We start from the raw sequence: 16,477 nt of genomic DNA on the forward strand, positions 1-16,477 counted from the left end.
GGAGACGGCCAGGACGTCCTGCCTCTGCCAGGAAAGGCTTTAGGAATGACGAGACACTCCCCGCAGTCCCGGCGGGCCCCGGGTCGCTTGCGGCGCATCGCAGCGCTCGCCGCCGCCGCTGCGCTGCTCACCCAGCCCGCGCTCGCCGCGCAGCGCTGCACCAATGAAAAGGACCAGGCCGTCTTCGAGGTGGAGGCGCTGAAGACCGAGCTCATGGTCGTCGCCACCACCTGCAAGGGCCCGACGGAGGACCGCTACAACGAGTTCGTCCGGCGTTACCAGCAGGCGCTGGTCGTGACCAACCGCGAGCTCGGCCAGTATTTCTCCCGCCAGCATGGGCGCGCCGGCCAGCGGCAGAACGACATCTTCATCACCGAGCTGGCCAATGCCCGCTCGAACAACGCCCGTTCGCTCGGCAGCGATTTCTGCCCGCGCAACAGCGGCCTGTTCGAGGAGGTGATGTCGCTCAGCGGCCCGACCGACCTGCCGGCCTATGCCGCGACCAAGGACCTGCTCTCCTCCGGCGTCTCCGCCTGTCCCAGCGGCTCGCCCGCGGCGGCACCGGCCCGCGCCACCCCCGCCGCCCGCCGGAGCGCCCGCTGATGATCCGCCACGCCATGCTCGGCCGCGGCCTCGTCCTCGGCACGGCGCTCGCCGCCCTGGTCGGCTGCGCGCAGGAGCAGCGCCCGGTCGCCTCCGGCGCCCGCGTCTATCACGCCGACCTCCAGGGCGCCGCGCAGCTCTGCACCGTGCCGGCGAACGTGGCGCTGACGCCGGGCCAGCAGGCCGAGGCGACCATGGTCGTCCGGAATGACGGCGGCTGGTGCGGCATCCATGTCGCGCAGGCCGGGCCGAAGCCCTACGACGCCGGGCTGCTGGTCGGCCGGCCGCAGCATGGCCGGGTGCATGTCCGCAAGGTTGGCGACCGCACGCGTATCGACTACATCCCGGATGCGGGCTTCGGCGGCGAGGACCGCTTCACCGTGCGGCTGCTGCCGGGCAACCCCGCGCTGCGCGTGACGGTGAACGTGCAATACACGCCGCCGGCCCCGACCCCGGCAGCCGCGCCCGCACCGGCCGCTCCGCCGGCACGCCGGCGCTGAGCATCCCGGGGAAGGCCCTGCCTTCCCCGGACCCCATCCGCCAGGCCGGAACCCGGCCTGGACCGGTATGAGGTATTCGCTACTTCAGCAGGCTGCGATAGCGCTCGAGCAGGGCGCGGCCCTCCGGGCCGGCCTTCTGCGCCCATTCCTCCTCCTGCTTCGCGCCGATGGCGCGAAGCTGCGTCAGCAGTTCCGGGCTCGGGGCCGGCGCCTGCATGCCATGGCTGCGCAGCCTGTCCATCTGCACCTGCTCCGAGGCCCGTGCCGCCTCCCAGCCGCGCTCCATCGCCTTCGCCGCGGCATCGCGGATGGCATTCCGCGTGGCATCATCCAGCGCCATGAAGGCGCGGGTGTTCACCAGCACCGAATTGCGGGTCAGGGTGAAGCCGATATCGTAGACAAAGCGCGCGAAATCCCAGGCGGCGCTGTCGGCGCCGGTCTGCGCGCTGGTCAGCATGGCGTTGACGATGCCGGTGGCGAAGGCCTGCGGCACGTCGGCCGCCTGCACCAGCACCGGCGTCGCCCCCACCAGCTCCGCCATGCGCGCGATGATCGGGGTCTGGGCCCGGAAGCGCGCGCCCTTCAGGTCGTCCAGGCTGCGGATCTCGCCCTTGCCGTAGAGCGCCTGGCTCGGCCAGGGCACGAAATAGAGCGGGGTGATGCCCTGCCGCTCCAGCCGCGCCCGGATCACCGGCTCGCTCGCCGCCTGCAACGCCCGCGCCTGCGGGTAGGTGGAGGCAAGGAAGGGGATGAAATCCACCTCGAAGACCGGATCCTCATTGCCATAGGCGCCGAGCAGGATCTCGCCCATCTGCACCTGGCCGGTCTGCACCGCGCGCTTGATCTGCAGCAGCGGCAGCAGGCTGGCATTGGGATGCAGCTGGACCTGGAGCTTGCCGGGCGCCGCCTTCTCGACCTCCGAGAGGAAGAAGCGGATGGTCTGGGTGTGGTAGTTGCCCTCCGGATAGGGCGTGGCCATGACCCAGCGCGTCTGCGCATGGGATGGCAGAGCGAAGGCCAGGATCGCGGCCAGCGCCAGGAACATGATGCGGTGCATACCGCTCCTCCGATCGCATGGGCCGTGGAGGGCGGCGTCCTTCCCCAGGCGCGGAGTATGGCAGGCCATGCGGCGGCGGGCCATCCACCCCGCCACCAAGACGGCCCGATGCAGCCAGGCGCCCCGCCGCCGGCTGGCCGGTCGCGGCGAGCATCGCCGCGCAGGTTGCGGAGATGCAGAGGGTCAATGCATCACGTCGCCGCCATTCGGCGAGAGCGTGGCGCCGACATAGAAGGCGGCGCCGGGACCCTCCAGCAGCAGCGCGGTGGCGGCGATCTCCTCCGGCCGCCCCAGCCGGCCCGCGAGGATCGTCTCCTCCATCCGCTTCTTCCATTCCGGGCCGCGGGCCCGCGTCAGGTCGGTCTCGACCGGGCCGGGGGCGATGGCGTTCACCTGGATGCCCTTGGGCGCCGCCTCCCAGGCCAGGCTCCGCGTGAAGCCGACGATGCCGGCCTTGGCCGTGCAGTAGGGCGTGATGTCCGGCCCGCCCTTGAAGGCGAGTTGCGAGGCGATGTTGATGATCCGCCCCTGCCCGCGCGCGACCATGCCCGGATAGACCGCCTGGGCCATGAAGAACATGCCCTTCACATGCACGTCGATGACCCGGTCGTAGTCCTCCTCGGAGACCATCTCGAAGGGGCCGCGGATATTGATCCCGGCATTGTTCACCAGGATATCACAGGGGCCGAGCGCAGCCTCGGCAGCCGCGGCGAAGGCCCGCAGCGCGGCAGGCGAGGCGACATCGGCCTCCATCTGGAAGCCCCGCCGGCCGCGGGCCGTCACGGCCTGCACCAGCGTCGCGGCCTGCGCCGCATCCCCCAGATGGCAGATGGCGATATCCGCCCCGGCCTCGGCGAAGGCGAGCGCGATGGCTCGGCCGATGCCGCGGCTGCCCCCGGTGATGTAGGCGATCTTCCCCTGCAGCGGGCCTTCCGTCATCCCATCCATCTCCGCATCGTGCCGGCAAAGGCGTCGGCGGTCTCGAGCCGCGCGATATGGCGCCCCCCCTCCACCACCCGCTTGCCGCCGGCGATGACAGTGCGGACGGGATTGGCCTGGCCCGCGAAGACCCAGGCATCCAGCAGGCTATCCCCGGTGCGGCCGATCAGCGAGGGGTGGTGATCGTCCAGCTCCACCAGGTCGCAGCGCATCCCGGGCGCGATGGCGCCGATCGGCCGGCCGCTGGCCTGGGCGCCGCCGGCCAGCGCAGCCTGCAGCAGCAGCCGTCCGGGATGCGGCAGGACCTCGCTGGTCGCCACCGCGCGCTCGCGCAGGCTCAGGCGCTGGCTCGTCTCGAGCTGCCGCAGCTCGTCGCGCGGGGAGAGGCCGACATGGCTGTCCGTCCCCACGCCGAAGCGCCCGCCGGCGGCGAGATGGGGCCGCAGCGGGAAGATGCCGTCGCCGAGCGAGGCTTCGGTCGTCGGGCAGAGGCCGGCGACGGCGCCGCTGGCGGCGAGCCCCGCGACCTCGCCCTCATCCATGTGCGTCGCATGAATCAGGCACCAGCGCGCATCCACCGGGGCATGGTCGAGCAGCCACCGCACCGGCCGCGCGCCGGTGGCGGCGAGGCATTCCTCCACCTCCCGCAGTTGCTCCGCGGCATGGATGTGGATGGGGCCGGACAGCGCAGCGACCGCCTGCAGCATGGCGGGCGTCACGGCGCGCAGGCTGTGCGGCGCCATGCCGACCGCCGCCTGCGGGTCGCCAGCGGTCGCGGCGCGGCAGGCCTCGAGGATGCGCAGCCAGGGGTCGAGGTCGTTCAGGAAGCGCCGCTGCCCGGGCGCCGGGTCCCGGCCGAAGATGCCGCCATGCCGGTAGAGGCTCGGCAGCAGGGTGATGCCGATCCCCGTCCGCCGCGCCGCCGACAGGTGCCGCAGCGCCATTTCGGCAGGCTGCGCATAGGGCACCCCGTCGGGCTGGTGGTGCAGGTAGTGGAATTCGGCGACGCTCGTGAACCCCCATTCCAGCAGCTCGGTGTAGAGCTGCGCCGCGACCGCCTCCGCCTCCTCCGGCCCCAGCAGGCCGACGAAGCGGTACATGGTCTCCCGCCAGGTCCAGAAACTGTCCTGGCCGGCGGGGCTGCGGCGCTCGGCGCCGCCGGCCATGGCGCGCTGGAAGGCGTGGGAATGCAGGTTCGGCACGCCGGGAATCACCACGCCGCGCAGCAGGTCGGCGGCACCGGGCGCGGCGCCCGGCGTCACGGCGGTGATGGTGCCGGCGGCATCGGCGGCGATGCGGACATCGGCGGCCCAGCCATCCGGCAGCAGCGCGGCGCGGGCGAGGAATTCAGGCATGGCGCCATGATGCCCGCAGCTGCGCCGGCCGCGCTAGATTGCCCGGATGAACGGCAGGACACCTCCCCCCGGCTCGCCCCTGGCGCGGCTGCTGGACGGCCCGATGGCGCCGGGGCGCCTCGCATGGATCGGCCTGCGCCCGGCCCGCCGCGCGCCCATGCTGGCGGTGGAGGTGGCGCGGCTGCTGCCGGGCGCGGGGCTGGAGGGCGACCGCTGGCGCGGCGCGGCGACCGGCGCACGGCAGGTCACGCTGATGGCCGCCGAGCATCTGGCGGCGATCGCCGGCTATCTCGGCATGCCGGCGGCGGCCCCGGAACGGCTGCGGCGAAACCTAGTGGTCGCCGGCCTGAACCTGCTGGCGCTGAAGGGCCGGCGCTTCCGCATCGGCGCGGCGCTGCTCGAGTGCAGCGGCGAGTGCCATCCCTGTTCCCGCATGGAGGAGGAATTCGGCCCCGGCGGCTACAACGCCGTGCGCGGCCATGGCGGCATCACCGCCCGGGTGCTGGAGGGCGGGGCGATCAGGCTCGGCGATTCCGTCACGCGCTTGCCGGATGCGTGACGCCCCCTCATGCGCCATCCGGCGGCGCGAAGACGCGGAGCGCCGCGCGCCGCAGCCGGAACACCGCCGGGGTCCAGGCGGTCAGTTCGCCATCCGTGTTGATGGGCCGCGGCCGGCGGGTGCGAAGTTCCAGCGCCGTGGTGCGGAACACCCGCACGTCGCGCCACTGGCCCTGCGTGCCGCGGCGCAGCCAGGGCAGCAGCGCGACCAGCTTCCACCAGCGCGTGACCTCCAGGCTGTAGACATCCAGGATGCCGTCGTCGGGCCGCGCCTCCTCCGCCACCGTCATGCCGCCACCGTAATGGCGCCCATTGCCGACCGAGACCTGGATGGTGAGCACCCGCTCCACCACGCCATCATGGATCAGTTCCGCGCGGAAGGGCCGGGCGCGCCGCAACAGGCCGAGCGCCGCCACGCCGTAGCCGAGCCTGCCCCAGCGCTTCTTCGCCTCCGCCTTCAGTTCGGCGGCGAGTTCCGCGCTGAAGCCGATGCTGGCGACGTTGAAATAGGGATGTCCGTTCACCTCGCCGAGATCGACGGGCCGCGGCGCCTCGGTGGCGATGACCCGCGCCGCCGCCTCGAGTTCGGTGGGAATGCCGAGGCTGCGCGCCAGGTCGTTGGCGGTGCCAAGCGGCAGGATGCCGAGGGGCAGCCCGGTTTGCAGCAGGCCGGGAATGGCGGCGTTCAGCGTGCCGTCGCCGCCGCCGATCACCACGCGGTCGAAACCGCCCGGCGCGGCGCCGGCGATGATTGCCTCGGCGCAGCTCAGTCCCTCCGATGCCTCGATGGGCACGGCTTCGATCCCGGCCGCGGCCAGGGCTTCGGCCGCGGCCGAAGCCTGCTCCGCACCGCTGCGTGCCTTCTGGTTGATGAACAGCAGCGCCCGACCGAGTTCGGGTGTCCCGGTGTCGATGGCTTCAGCTCCGGCCTGTTGCGCCGTTGCAACCGCCGAAGCCGCCGCGGGTTGCCACGGCATGGATGACATCGCCGCCCCGCCCTTCCGCCTGCTGCGGCGGCTCGGGCGCTTCGCGATCGGCCAGGGGGCCGCGATGGCGGCGCTGGCCGTGCTGGCCGCCGGGCTGCTGGGCTTCGCCGCGGTGCTCGACCTGATCGAGGACGGCCCGCACCACTTCGATGAGGCGGTGCTGCGCGCGCTCCGCAATCCGGACATGCCGGACCAGCCGATCGGGCCACGCTGGCTGACCCTCGGGATGCGGGAGATCACCGCGCTCGGTAGCATCCCGGTGCTCGGCCTGCTCACGCTGGTGGCGCTGGGCTATCTGGTGCTCGACCGGCGGTGGCGGGCGGTGGTGCTGCTGGTGTTCTCCCTGCCCGGCGGGCTGCTGCTGAACACCTTGCTGAAGGCGGGCTTCGGCCGTCCGCGGCCGGAGCTGGTGGCGCGGCTGATGGAGGTGCAGACGCCAAGCTTCCCGAGCGGCCATGCCATGCTCTCGGCCATCGGGTTCCTGACCCTGGGGGCGCTGCTGGCGGCGGGCTCGCGCCGGCGCCGGCACCGGGCCTATATCCTGACGACCGCCGTGCTGCTGACGCTGCTGGTCGGCGGCAGCCGGGTCTGGCTGGGCGTGCACTGGCCGACCGATGTGCTCGCGGGGTGGTGCCTCGGCGCTGCCTGGGCGATGGGGTGCTGGCTGGCGCTGCGGACCTGGCGCGGCAGAAGCTGACGCGGCGCGCCGCCCATGGCTATCCTGCCCGCCATGACCGACCGCTTCCGCAACGCCCCCGCCATCCGGGCCCCGCGCGGCCTGGAAAAGTCCGCGAAGCACTGGACCACCGAGGCCCCGCTCCGGATGCTGATGAACAACCTCGACGAGGAGGTGGCGGAGAAGCCCGGGGAGCTGGTGGTCTATGGCGGAATCGGCCGCGCCGCCCGCGACTGGCGGAGCTACGAGACCATCGTCTCGGTCCTCCGGCGGCTGGAGGAAACAGAGACCCTGCTGGTGCAGTCCGGCAAGCCGGTCGGCGTCTTCGAGACCCACAAGGACGCGCCAAGGGTGCTGATCGCCAACAGCAACCTGGTGCCGCGCTGGTCGAGCTGGGAGCATTTCTCCGAACTCGATCGCAAAGGGCTCATGATGTACGGCCAGATGACGGCCGGGAGCTGGATCTATATCGGCAGCCAGGGGATCGTGCAGGGCACCTACGAGACCTTCGCCGAGGCCGGCCGCCGGCATTATGGCGGGAGCCTGGGCGGGCGCTGGATCCTGACCGGCGGCCTCGGCGGCATGGGCGGGGCGCAGCCGCTGGCGGGCGTCTTCGCTGGGGCCTCTGTGCTGGCGGTGGAGTGCCAGCCGAGCCGCATCGAGAAGCGGCTGGAGACGAAGTACCTGGACCACCGCGCCGACGACCTCGACTCGGCGCTCGCCATGATCCGCGCCGCCTGCGCGGAGCGGCGTGCCATCAGCGTCGGGCTGCTGGGCAATGCCGCGGAGGTCTTCCCGGAGTTGGTCCGCCGCGGCGTGGTGCCGGACATCGTCACCGACCAGACCAGCGCCCACGACCCGGCCAATGGCTACCTGCCGGCCGGCTGGACGCTGGCGGAGTGGGAGGCGAAGCGGGAGAGCGACCCCGCCGCGGTCACCGCGGCGGCGAAGCGCAGCATGGTGCAGCATGTCCAGGCCATGCTGGATTTCCAGGCGCGCGGCGCCGCGGTGCTCGACTACGGCAACAACATCCGCCAGATGGCGAAGGAGGAAGGGCTGGCCAATGCCTTCGACTTCCCGGGCTTCGTGCCGGCCTATATCCGCCCGCTCTTCTGCCGCGGCATCGGCCCCTTCCGCTGGGCGGCGCTGTCCGGCGACCCGGAGGACATCTACCGGACGGATGCCAAGGTGCGGGAGCTGATCCCGGACGACCCGCATCTGCACCAGTGGCTCGACATGGCGCGCGCCCGGATCAGCTTTCAGGGATTGCCGGCGCGCATCTGCTGGGTCGGGCTGGGGCAGCGGGACCGGCTCGGCCTTGCCTTCAACGAGATGGTGGTGCGCGGCGAGATCGGCCCCATCGTCATCGGCCGTGACCACCTGGACAGCGGCAGCGTCGCCAGCCCGAACCGGGAGACGGAGGCGATGCGGGACGGCTCGGACGCCGTCTCCGACTGGCCCTTGCTCAACGCGCTGCTGAACACCGCCTCCGGCGCCACCTGGGTCTCGCTGCACCATGGCGGCGGCGTCGGCATGGGCTTCAGCCAGCATGCCGGCATGGTCATCGTCTGCGACGGCACGGAGGACGCGGCGCGGCGCCTCAGGCGGGTGCTGTGGAACGACCCGGCCACAGGCGTCATGCGCCACGCCGATGCGGGGTACGACATCGCCATCGCCTGCGCGCGGGAGCATGGGCTCGACCTGCCCATGGTGTCCCGTTGATCGCCCCCGGCAGCGCCGGCCTCTCCGCCCTGCGTGCCGTCATGGAGGGCGCGCCGCTGGAACTGCCCGAGGACTGGCGCGCACCGGTCGAGGCCTCCGCCGCGACCCTCGCCGCGCGCATGGCGGGCGGCGAGGCGCTCTACGGCGTCAATACCGGCTTCGGCAAGCTGGCCAGCACGCGCATCCCGGCCGATCAGCTCGCGCAGCTCCAGCTCAACCTGGTGCGCAGCCATGCCGCCGGCACCGGGCCGCTGCTGCCGCCCCCGGTGGTGCGGCTGATCCTGGCGCTGAAGGCGCTCTCCCTCGCCCGCGGCGCCTCCGCCGTGCGGCCGGCGGTGGTGGAGGCGCTGCTCGCGCTGCTGGAGGCCGGCATCACGCCGGCAATCCCCGCACGCGGTTCGGTCGGCGCCTCGGGTGACCTGGCGCCGCTCGCCCATCTCTCGCTGGTGCTGATCGGCGAGGGCGAGGCCCTGGTCGAGGGCGCGGTCATGCCCGGCGCCGCGGCGCTGCAGCGCGCCGGCATCGCGCCGCTGGCCCTCGGCCCGAAGGAAGGCCTCGCGCTGCTGAATGGGACGCAGGTCAGCACAGCCCTCGCCCTCGCCGCACTCTTCGCGGCCGAGGACCTGCTGCGCACCGCGCTGGTGGCGGGCGCCATGAGTGTCGATGCAGCGCGCGGCAGCGACACGCCCTTCGACGAGCGCATCCACGCCCTGCGCGGCCAGCCCGGCCAGATCCGGGTGGCCGCCGCCCTGCGCGGCCTGCTGGCCGGCAGCGCCATCCGCGACAGCCATCGCTTCGGTGACCCGCGGGTGCAGGACCCCTATTCGCTGCGCTGCCAGCCCCAGGTGGCGGGCGCCTGCCTCGACCTGCTGGCGCATGCCGCGCAGGTGCTGGAGCGGGAGGCGAATGCCGTCACCGACAATCCGCTGGTGGTCGAGGGGGGTGACATCCTCTCGGGCGGCAATTTCCACGCCGAGCCGGTCGCCTTCGCGGCCGATGCGATCGCCCTGACGCTGGCGGAGCTGGGGTCGATCAGCGAGCGGCGCATCGCGCTGCTGACCGACCCCGCCCTCTCCGGTCTGCCGGCCTTCCTGGTGCGCGATGGCGGGCTCAATTCCGGCTTCATGCTGGCCCAGGTCACCGCCGCCGCGCTGGTGGCTGAGAACCGCGCCCTGGCCATGCCGCGCAGCGTGGACAGCCTGCCGACCAGCGCCAACCAGGAGGACCATGTCAGCATGGCGACCGGCGCCGCGCTGCGGCTGCACGACATGGCGGACAACCTGGCCGGGATTCTCTCCATCGAGTTGCTGGCAGCGGCCCAGGGCCTGGAATTCCGTCGCCCGCTGCAATCCGCGCCGGCGATCGAGCGGGCGCATGGGCTGGTGCGCGGCGTCGCCGCAGCCTGGGATGCCGACCGCGCCATGGCGCCCGATATCGCCGCGGTGAAGGCGCTGGTGGAGCGCGGCCGCTTCGCCGCGCTGCTGGAACTGGCCTGATGTTCGACCGCGTCTGGCTGAACGCCAACCTCGCCACCATGCAGGGAGAGGGGCTCGGCCCCATCGAGGACGGGGCCGTCGCGGCGAAGGATGGCCGCATCGCCTGGGTCGGCCCGCGCGCCACATTGCCTCTCCCCCTGGCCGGCCACGCCGCCGAGATCACCGACTGCGCCGGCGCCTGGATCCTGCCCGGGCTGATCGACTGCCACACCCATCTCGTCTTCGGCGGCGACCGCGCCGGGGAGTTCGAGCAGCGCCTGGCCGGCGCCACCTATGAGGAGATCGCGCGCGCCGGCGGCGGCATCCTCTCCACGGTGCGCGCCACCCGCGCCGCCACCGAGGAGGCGCTGCTGGCCGCCGCGGCGCCGCGCCTGCAAGCGCTGCTGGCGGAGGGCGTGACGACCGTCGAGATCAAATCCGGCTATGGGCTGGAGGCCGGGACGGAGCTGCGCCAGTTGCGCGTGGCACGCCGCCTCGGCGCCGCGCATCCCGTCGCCGTCGTCACCACGCTGCTCGCGGCTCATGCCGTGCCGCCGGAATTCGCCGGCCGGCGCACCGACTACGCCCGCCATGTCGCGGAGGTCATCCTGCCGGCCGCGGCGCGCGAGGGCCTCGCGGATGCGGTGGATGCCTTCTGCGAGCGCATTGCCTTCACCCCCGAGGAGACGGCGCTGGTCTTCGACGCCGCCCGTGCCGCCGGCCTGCCGGTGAAGCTGCATGCCGACCAGCTCTGCGATTTCGGCGGGGCCGCGCTGGCCGCCCGCTACCGCGCGCTCTCGGCCGACCACCTCGAACACGCCAGCCCGGAGGGGATCGCCGCGATGGCGCGCGCTGGCAGTGTCGCCGTGCTGCTGCCCGGCGCCTGCTACTTCATCCGGGAGGAGAAGCGACCGGATGTCGCGGCCATGCGCGCGGCCGGCCTGCGCATGGCACTGGCGACGGACATGAATCCCGGCTCCTCCCCGGCCCTCTCGCTGCTCCTGATGCTCAATCTGGGCTGCACGCTGTTTCGCCTGACCGTCACGGAGGCGCTGCGCGGTGTCACGGTGCATGCCGCCGCCGCGCTCGGCCTTGCCGATCGCGGCCGGCTTGAGCCCGGCCTGCGCTGCGACCTCGCCCTCTACCGCATCGCCCGCCCGGCCGAGCTCTGCTACTGGATCGGCGGCAATCCCTGCTGCGGCCGCGTGGTCGAAGGACTTTGATGACGATACCAAGCCCGGCCGAGATCCAGGCCATCATGCGATCCGGGGTGCCACTGGCCGGCGAATGGGAGGTGGAAGTGCTGGCGGCCGAGGGCGGCGTGGCGCTGCTCCGCCTGCCGGCGAAGCCGAACCTGCTGCGGCCCGGCAATACGATCTCCGGTCCGGCCCTCATGGGCCTGGCGGATGTGGCGATGTGGGCCGCGCTGCTCTCGACCACGAACGGTCGGGATGACAGCGTGACCAGCACCATGACGGTGAATTTCCTTCGCCCCGCCGGCAGCGGGCCGGTGCTGGCCCAGGCGCGGATCGTCAAGCGCGGCAAACGCATGCTGTTCGGTGAGATCCTGATCCGCCCCGAAGGCTCGGATGACCTCTCGGTCCATATCACCACCACCTGGGCGGTGATCGCGCCGCAGCGGGGACGATAGCCGCCGGGGCGGCAGCCTGGCCTGCAGCCGGCGAGGCCGGCCGGGCGCGTGGATGGCGTCACGGCCGATGTCCGCAGCCACATTGAAACAGCGCTGGGCAGCCGCAATCTGCCCTGGGCCCGCATCCGGACGCCGCAGCGCCGTCGCGCGCTCCGCGCCAGGCACGTGGCTGAAAAATTGCCAGTAGATTGACTTGGCGCAATGTGAAATCGGCGCGTCACGCGCTATCTCACCATCACGAACTCCCGGGAGGTCCCGCCGTGCTTGCCAAAGACATCATGACCACCAGCCTGCTCACCCTCACGCCCGATCTGTCGGTCGGGACGGCCGCGCGGATGCTGGCCGAGCGTGGCGTCTCCGGCGCTCCGGTGGTGGATGCGCAGGGTTGCCTGCTGGGCATGCTGACCGAGGGTGACCTGATTCGCCGCCTGGCCGCGGTGACGGACAAGCCCCGGTCCTGGTTCCTCAGCCTCTTCGGCTCGGCCCCCGCGCAGGCGGACCACTATGCGCGCAGTCATGGCCGCAAGGTGCGGGACGTGATGACGGCCGAGGTGGAGACCGTGACGGAGGACACGCCGGTCGCCGAGGTCGCCGCACTGCTCGAGCGCCGCGCGATCCGCCGCGTGCCGGTGGTGCACGACGGCAAGCTGCGCGGCATCGTCTCGCGCGCCGACCTGCTGAAGGTGAGCCTTGCCGAACCGATGGGCACGTCCGGCGGCGCGGCCTCCGACCGGGAGATTGCCCAGGCGCTGTCGCAGGCAATGCGGGATCAGCCCTGGATCGACGCCTATTTCATCTTCCCCGAGGTGCGGGACGGCGTGGTTACCATCCATGGCTACTGCCGGTCGGAGGATGTGCAGCGCGGGCTGCGCGTGCTGGCCGAGGGCATCCCCGGGGTGCGCGAGGTCCGCGTCGTCACCGAGCCCACGCCCCTGCCCCTGATCGGCGGCCTCTGACCGAAGGCGGCGGACCGGCGTTCGGAACTGAACGCCGGTCCGCTACGGCCTGAGTCCCGCGACGGGGCGACCACGCCTCGTCCACGCTCTGCCCTGGGCGCAGGCGGAACGGTTCGCACCAGCCGGCGTTGCCGCTGGCATGCGCCGCTTCGCCCTGGCTCTCGCCTGCTGCCTCGCCGCCGCGCCTGCCAGCGCCGCCGTCTTCGACGAGTTCGAGGTTTTCGACGGTCGGGTCTCCGAGCCGGGGCAGCCGGAGCTGAATCTGCATTTCAATCTCGGGCGCCGCGGACGGCTGGAGGAAGGCGGCGCGCCGCGCAACGGCGCGCTCTTCACGACGGAGATCGGCATCGCCACCGCGCCCTGGCACCAGGTGGCGCTCTATCTGCCGGTGGCGCGGGAGTTCTCCGGCGATGCCTTCGGCGGCGGCTTCAAGCTGCGCAACACCATCGTCACGCCGGGCGCGGACACCCGGCCCTTCGCCTTCGGCCTGGATATCGAGTTGCGGCACCAATCCTACCGCTTCACCAGCGCCGATTGGGGAATCACCTTACGGCCGATCATTGATATCCGAACCGGCCCCTGGCAGCTGATCCTGAACCCGGCCGTGGAATTCCCGCTGGGGCGGGAGGGACCGATCTTCGCGCCCGCGCTGCGCGGCGTGCGACAGGTAGCGGAGCGGGCCTGGGTCGGCCTCGAGCATTTCATGGATTTCGGCCGAATCGACGGGCCCGCGAAGTCGGCCGGCCAGGCGCACCAGCTTTTCCTGACGACCGACTTCCGGCTGGGGGAAAAGGTCGGGCTGCATCTTGGGGTCGGGCACGGGCTGACGCATGCCAGCGACCGCTGGGCGGGCAAGGTCATCCTCTACATCGATTTCTGATCGGCCAGCCCCACGATCCGGCACCCGCCCTGGACCATCCGCAGGCTCGCCCTGCAGCCTGCCGACGGTCCAGGGCCTTGCCCGGAAGCGAAGGGCCATACCGTTCCGCAACAACGCTGACGCATCGCTGCGGCCTCAGGCACCGGCGCCGCCTGCGGCGGCTCGGCTGTGCGGCCTCGGCCGCCGATGGTGGCGACCGGTCAGGACCTGCACCGGTCGGTATCATGCCTCCGGGCGTCTCCACTGCGCGGCAGCCCCAGGCGCGGGCCAAACCGGACGATGCTGGCAAGTGCATGGCGACACCGCGCGGATGCCATCCTGCCTCGCCGCCCGGTACCCTGTGTGCAGGGCAGGATGGCGGCTGCGTGCCACACCATTGCCATACTGGTCCCCGCTGATAGGCCGGATGCGAGGAGCCGGGGCCCGCAGCCCTGACTCCACGCCAAGACGAACAGCGTGTCAGAGCCCAAGGGGTTGCCGCCCGGCCGCGCCGGCACGGTCGCCGGAGCCGGCCAGGCCTCCGGGCGCGGGCCGCCGCCGGCTGCGTGATGCATTCAGGGAGATCGCGAAAGCCCTGCCTCAAAAATAGAATACTGTGTATCATTGGCGACATTGCGGCCTGGACGACTGCCGGATCGTCTCCGCACACGAGCCTGAGTTCGGCTCGAGTCACGCCGCGCGCGTTCCGGCACCACGCCGGGCAAAGCACCAGCGCAAGCGATAACCGCTTGCAGGTACACTCCTTCTCAGGTTTCTGCCCGCCATGGCCCAGGCCCAACCAATTCGAGACCTGTCCGCACGACGCGGCTACCACCACGGCAACCTGCGTGAGGCGCTGCTGGAAGCGGCACGCCAACTCGTCGCGGAGCGGGGACCCCAAGGCTTCACGCTGACCGAGGCGGCGCGGCGAGCGGGCGTCTCCCCCTCCGCGCCCTACAGGCACTTCAAGGACCGCGAGGAGGTGCTGGCCGAACTCTGCCGGCGCGGCTTCGCGCTCTTCGGGCAGCGACTGCAGGCCGCGGCCGCCGGCGCGGTCAGCCCGGCGGAGGCGCTGCGCCGCATGGGGCCCGCCTATCTCGCCTTCGCCCGGGAGGAGCCGGGCTACTACGCCGCCATGTTCGCCTTCCAGCCGGTGCAGCCATCGGAGGAGGCCACCGACTCGGCGAAGGACGGCCCCTTCGAAGCGCTGGCCAATGCGGTTGCCGGCCTGCTGCCGAAGGATGAGCGGAATCCGCGAATCGTCGCGCTGCAGGTCTGGGCGCTCTCGCACGGCATGGCCATGCTGGAACGCGCCGGCATGCCGCAGCCCGGCAGCGGTGCGCCCCCCGCCGAGGCGGTGCTGGATAGCGGCGTCACCGCCCTTCTGGGCCGGGAGTAGATCTTCGCGGGGTCCGCGGCGACCGGCGCCGACACCCGCGGCGCAAGACGCCCGGCCGCGGGCCATGCCGGCCTGCGGAGGGGTGCCGCCCTGCCCTGTGCGTCAGTCGACACTGGCGCCGGATCGGCGGACGATCGCGGCCCAGCGCGCGATGTCCGCCTCATGCACCCGCCGGAAGCCCTCCGGCGTGGTGTCGGCGGGCGGGGTGATGCCCTGGCTGTCCACCAGCCAGGCGCGGAACTCGGGCGTCGCCAGGATCTTCGCCACCTCGGCATTCATCCGCTGGCGGATGGCGTCCGGCAGGCCGGGCGGGCCGAACAGCCCGTACCAGGTGCTGCTCTCGAAGCCTGGCAGGCCGCAGGCCTCCGCCGCCACCGGAACGCCCGGCAGCGCCGCGACGGGCTGGCCCACCGTGACGCCGAGTGCCTTCACCTGGCCCTGCTGCACCGGCCCGATCGAGGGCCCAGTCTGGTTGAAGAAGAGATCGACATCGCCCGAGAGCAGCGCCTGCATCGCACCCGGCTGGCCGCGATAGGGCACATGCACCAGTTCGAGCCCGGCCGCCGCGGCGAATTGCGCGCCGGCCAGGTGGGTAGAGGCGCCATTGCCGGTCGAGGCATAATTGAGGGCGCCAGGCCGCGCCTTCGCCACCGCGATCAGTTCGGCGCAGCTTCGGTACTGCGGCCGCTTCTCCGGGTTGACCAGCAGCACGTTCGGCACGTCGCCGAGCAGCGCGATATGCGTCACGTCCCGCAGCGGGTCGAAGGGCAGGCTGCGGTACAGCGTGGCATTGATCGCATGCGTGCCCGCGGTGCCGAGCAGGAAGGTGTAGCCGTCCGGCCGCGCCTTCGCGACCGCATCGCTGGCGATGTTGCCCCCGGCGCCGCTGCGGTTGTCGACAACCACCGGCTGGCCGAGGGCGCGCGTCAGCGGCTCGGCAAGCTTGCGGGCATAGATGTCGACGCCCGAGCCGTTCGGGAAGCCGCCGAGGATGGTGATCGGCCGACCTGGCCAGGCTTCCTGTGCCATGGCCGGCACGGCCAGAAGCGAGGCCAGCAGCAATGTCGCGCGTCGGAGCATTCGGGCTCTCCTTCCCGTTTCGCATGGCAGCCTAGCCGGCCAGAGCGGATCGGCCTTCAGAAATGAACGCCGATCCGCTGTAGTTCAGGAATTGCAGAGCAGATTCCCGCCGCCGGGCGTTCACGCCCGTCCGCGATCCGCTCTAGGCTCGCGGGATGAACCTGCAGGACTCTCGGCCGTCGCGCATCGCCCGCGGCGGCAAGGCCATTTACGGCGCGCCCCTGGGCATCCTGATGCTGGAAGCACGCTTCCCCCGCATTCCCGGCGATATGGGCAATGCCGGCACCTGGCCTTTCCCGGTGCTCTACCGCGTGGTGCGCGGCGCCAGCCCGGAGCGGGTGGTACTGCAGGGCGCCCGCGGCCTGCTGCCGGATTTCATCGCCGCGGCGCAGGACCTCGTCGCCCTAGTCTTACTGTGTCACTTGCTTCTTGGCCGTATACGCTGTTTCTGCAGGCAGCAGGGGCAGCGCGGGAGGAGGTGGACAAGGCCGACGGTGAGGCGGCGGCGAATGCTGGCGATTGAGTGCGGCACGTGGCGCTCAGGCCGGACCGGCACCGCGCGGCTGGAAGCCTTTGGATAGCGCAGGTGTCTTGAGCCGCCGCGCGGTGAAGCGGGATTGAGGGGGGAAAAGGCAGCGCTCGGCCACGAGGAAGCCGTAGG

Annotated in this window: 17 protein-coding genes; 12 read left to right on the forward strand and 5 right to left on the reverse strand. The window is 72.1% G+C overall.

What is annotated here, in order from left to right; genetic code table 11:
* Positions 1–87 precede the first annotated feature (87 nt).
* Both LHA35_RS22980 and LHA35_RS22985 read left to right on the forward strand, forming a co-directional pair.
* On the forward strand, positions 88–603 hold the full coding sequence (locus LHA35_RS22980) for a hypothetical protein (RefSeq protein WP_226612566.1): 516 nt from the start codon (positions 88–90) through the stop codon (positions 601–603).
* A complete protein-coding gene (locus tag LHA35_RS22985; protein ID WP_226612568.1) occupies positions 603–1,103 on the forward strand; it encodes a hypothetical protein in 501 nt (166 codons plus the stop codon). Before LHA35_RS22980 ends, LHA35_RS22985 begins: the two co-directional genes overlap by 1 nt.
* Positions 1,104–1,182: 79 nt before the next feature.
* Here the strand turns inward: LHA35_RS22985 and LHA35_RS22990 are convergent, their stop codons facing one another.
* The 3 genes from LHA35_RS22990 to LHA35_RS23000 all read right to left on the reverse strand — a co-directional run bounded on the left by LHA35_RS22990 (position 1,183) and on the right by LHA35_RS23000 (position 4,454).
* On the reverse strand, positions 1,183–2,160 hold the full coding sequence (locus LHA35_RS22990) for a TRAP transporter substrate-binding protein (RefSeq protein ID WP_226612571.1): 978 nt from the start codon (positions 2,158–2,160) through the stop codon (positions 1,183–1,185).
* A gap of 183 nt (positions 2,161–2,343) precedes the next feature.
* On the reverse strand, positions 2,344–3,099 hold the full coding sequence (locus LHA35_RS22995) for an SDR family NAD(P)-dependent oxidoreductase (RefSeq protein ID WP_226612576.1): 756 nt from the start codon (positions 3,097–3,099) through the stop codon (positions 2,344–2,346).
* Complete coding sequence (locus tag LHA35_RS23000; protein WP_226612578.1) at positions 3,096–4,454, reverse strand: formimidoylglutamate deiminase; 1,359 nt, start codon at positions 4,452–4,454, stop codon at positions 3,096–3,098. Before LHA35_RS23000 ends, LHA35_RS22995 begins: the two co-directional genes overlap by 4 nt.
* A gap of 46 nt (positions 4,455–4,500) precedes the next feature.
* Between LHA35_RS23000 and LHA35_RS23005 the strand changes: the two genes are divergently transcribed.
* Positions 4,501–5,013, forward strand: a complete 513-nt coding sequence (locus LHA35_RS23005) for an MOSC domain-containing protein (protein WP_226612583.1) — start codon at positions 4,501–4,503, stop codon at positions 5,011–5,013.
* Positions 5,014–5,020: 7 nt separating this feature from the next.
* On the opposite strand, the gene LHA35_RS23010 is transcribed toward LHA35_RS23005, so the two are convergent.
* Positions 5,021–5,989 (reverse strand): lipid kinase, encoded by a 969-nt coding sequence (locus tag LHA35_RS23010; RefSeq protein ID WP_226612592.1) that lies wholly within the window; start codon positions 5,987–5,989, stop codon positions 5,021–5,023.
* Between LHA35_RS23010 and LHA35_RS23015 the strand changes: the two genes are divergently transcribed.
* The 8 genes from LHA35_RS23015 (at position 5,988) to LHA35_RS23050 (ending at position 14,736) form a co-directional block, all read left to right on the forward strand.
* Entirely contained in the window at positions 5,988–6,695 is a 708-nt protein-coding gene (locus LHA35_RS23015) for a phosphatase PAP2 family protein (RefSeq protein WP_226612596.1), read from the forward strand. The genes LHA35_RS23010 and LHA35_RS23015 overlap by 2 nt on opposite strands.
* A 33-nt stretch (positions 6,696–6,728) precedes the next feature.
* Positions 6,729–8,396 carry a urocanate hydratase gene (gene hutU, locus LHA35_RS23020; protein WP_226612598.1) on the forward strand — a complete coding sequence of 556 codons (1,668 nt, stop codon included), beginning with the start codon at positions 6,729–6,731 and terminating at the stop codon, positions 8,394–8,396.
* Positions 8,393–9,892: a histidine ammonia-lyase gene (gene hutH, locus LHA35_RS23025; protein WP_226612603.1), complete on the forward strand. Its 1,500-nt coding sequence runs from the start codon at positions 8,393–8,395 to the stop codon at positions 9,890–9,892. The genes hutU and hutH overlap by 4 nt, the downstream gene beginning before the upstream one ends.
* On the forward strand, positions 9,892–11,094 hold the full coding sequence (gene hutI, locus LHA35_RS23030; RefSeq protein ID WP_226612607.1) for an imidazolonepropionase: 1,203 nt from the start codon (positions 9,892–9,894) through the stop codon (positions 11,092–11,094). Before hutH ends, hutI begins: the two co-directional genes overlap by 1 nt.
* Positions 11,094–11,522, forward strand: coding sequence for a PaaI family thioesterase (locus LHA35_RS23035; RefSeq protein WP_226612609.1), 429 nt, complete (start codon positions 11,094–11,096; stop codon positions 11,520–11,522). Before hutI ends, LHA35_RS23035 begins: the two co-directional genes overlap by 1 nt.
* Before the next feature lie 278 nt (positions 11,523–11,800).
* On the forward strand, positions 11,801–12,478 hold the full coding sequence (locus LHA35_RS23040; protein WP_226612612.1) for a CBS domain-containing protein: 678 nt from the start codon (positions 11,801–11,803) through the stop codon (positions 12,476–12,478).
* A 139-nt stretch (positions 12,479–12,617) separates the two neighbouring features.
* Complete coding sequence (locus tag LHA35_RS23045) at positions 12,618–13,358, forward strand: hypothetical protein (protein WP_226612616.1); 741 nt, start codon at positions 12,618–12,620, stop codon at positions 13,356–13,358.
* Positions 13,359–14,121: 763 nt separating this feature from the next.
* A complete protein-coding gene (locus LHA35_RS23050; RefSeq protein WP_226612621.1) occupies positions 14,122–14,736 on the forward strand; it encodes a TetR/AcrR family transcriptional regulator in 615 nt (204 codons plus the stop codon).
* Between the two features lie 102 nt (positions 14,737–14,838).
* On the opposite strand, the gene LHA35_RS23055 is transcribed toward LHA35_RS23050, so the two are convergent.
* Entirely contained in the window at positions 14,839–15,816 is a 978-nt protein-coding gene (locus LHA35_RS23055) for a Bug family tripartite tricarboxylate transporter substrate binding protein (RefSeq protein ID WP_226612632.1), read from the reverse strand.
* Between the two features lie 155 nt (positions 15,817–15,971).
* Between LHA35_RS23055 and LHA35_RS23060 the strand changes: the two genes are divergently transcribed.
* Positions 15,972–16,397, forward strand: coding sequence for an aspartate/glutamate racemase family protein (locus LHA35_RS23060; protein ID WP_226612636.1), 426 nt, complete (start codon positions 15,972–15,974; stop codon positions 16,395–16,397).
* Positions 16,398–16,477 lie beyond the last annotated feature (80 nt).

The organism is Roseicella aerolata, assembly GCF_020523605.1.
Lineage (GTDB): Bacteria > Pseudomonadota > Alphaproteobacteria > Acetobacterales > Acetobacteraceae > Paracraurococcus > Paracraurococcus aerolatus.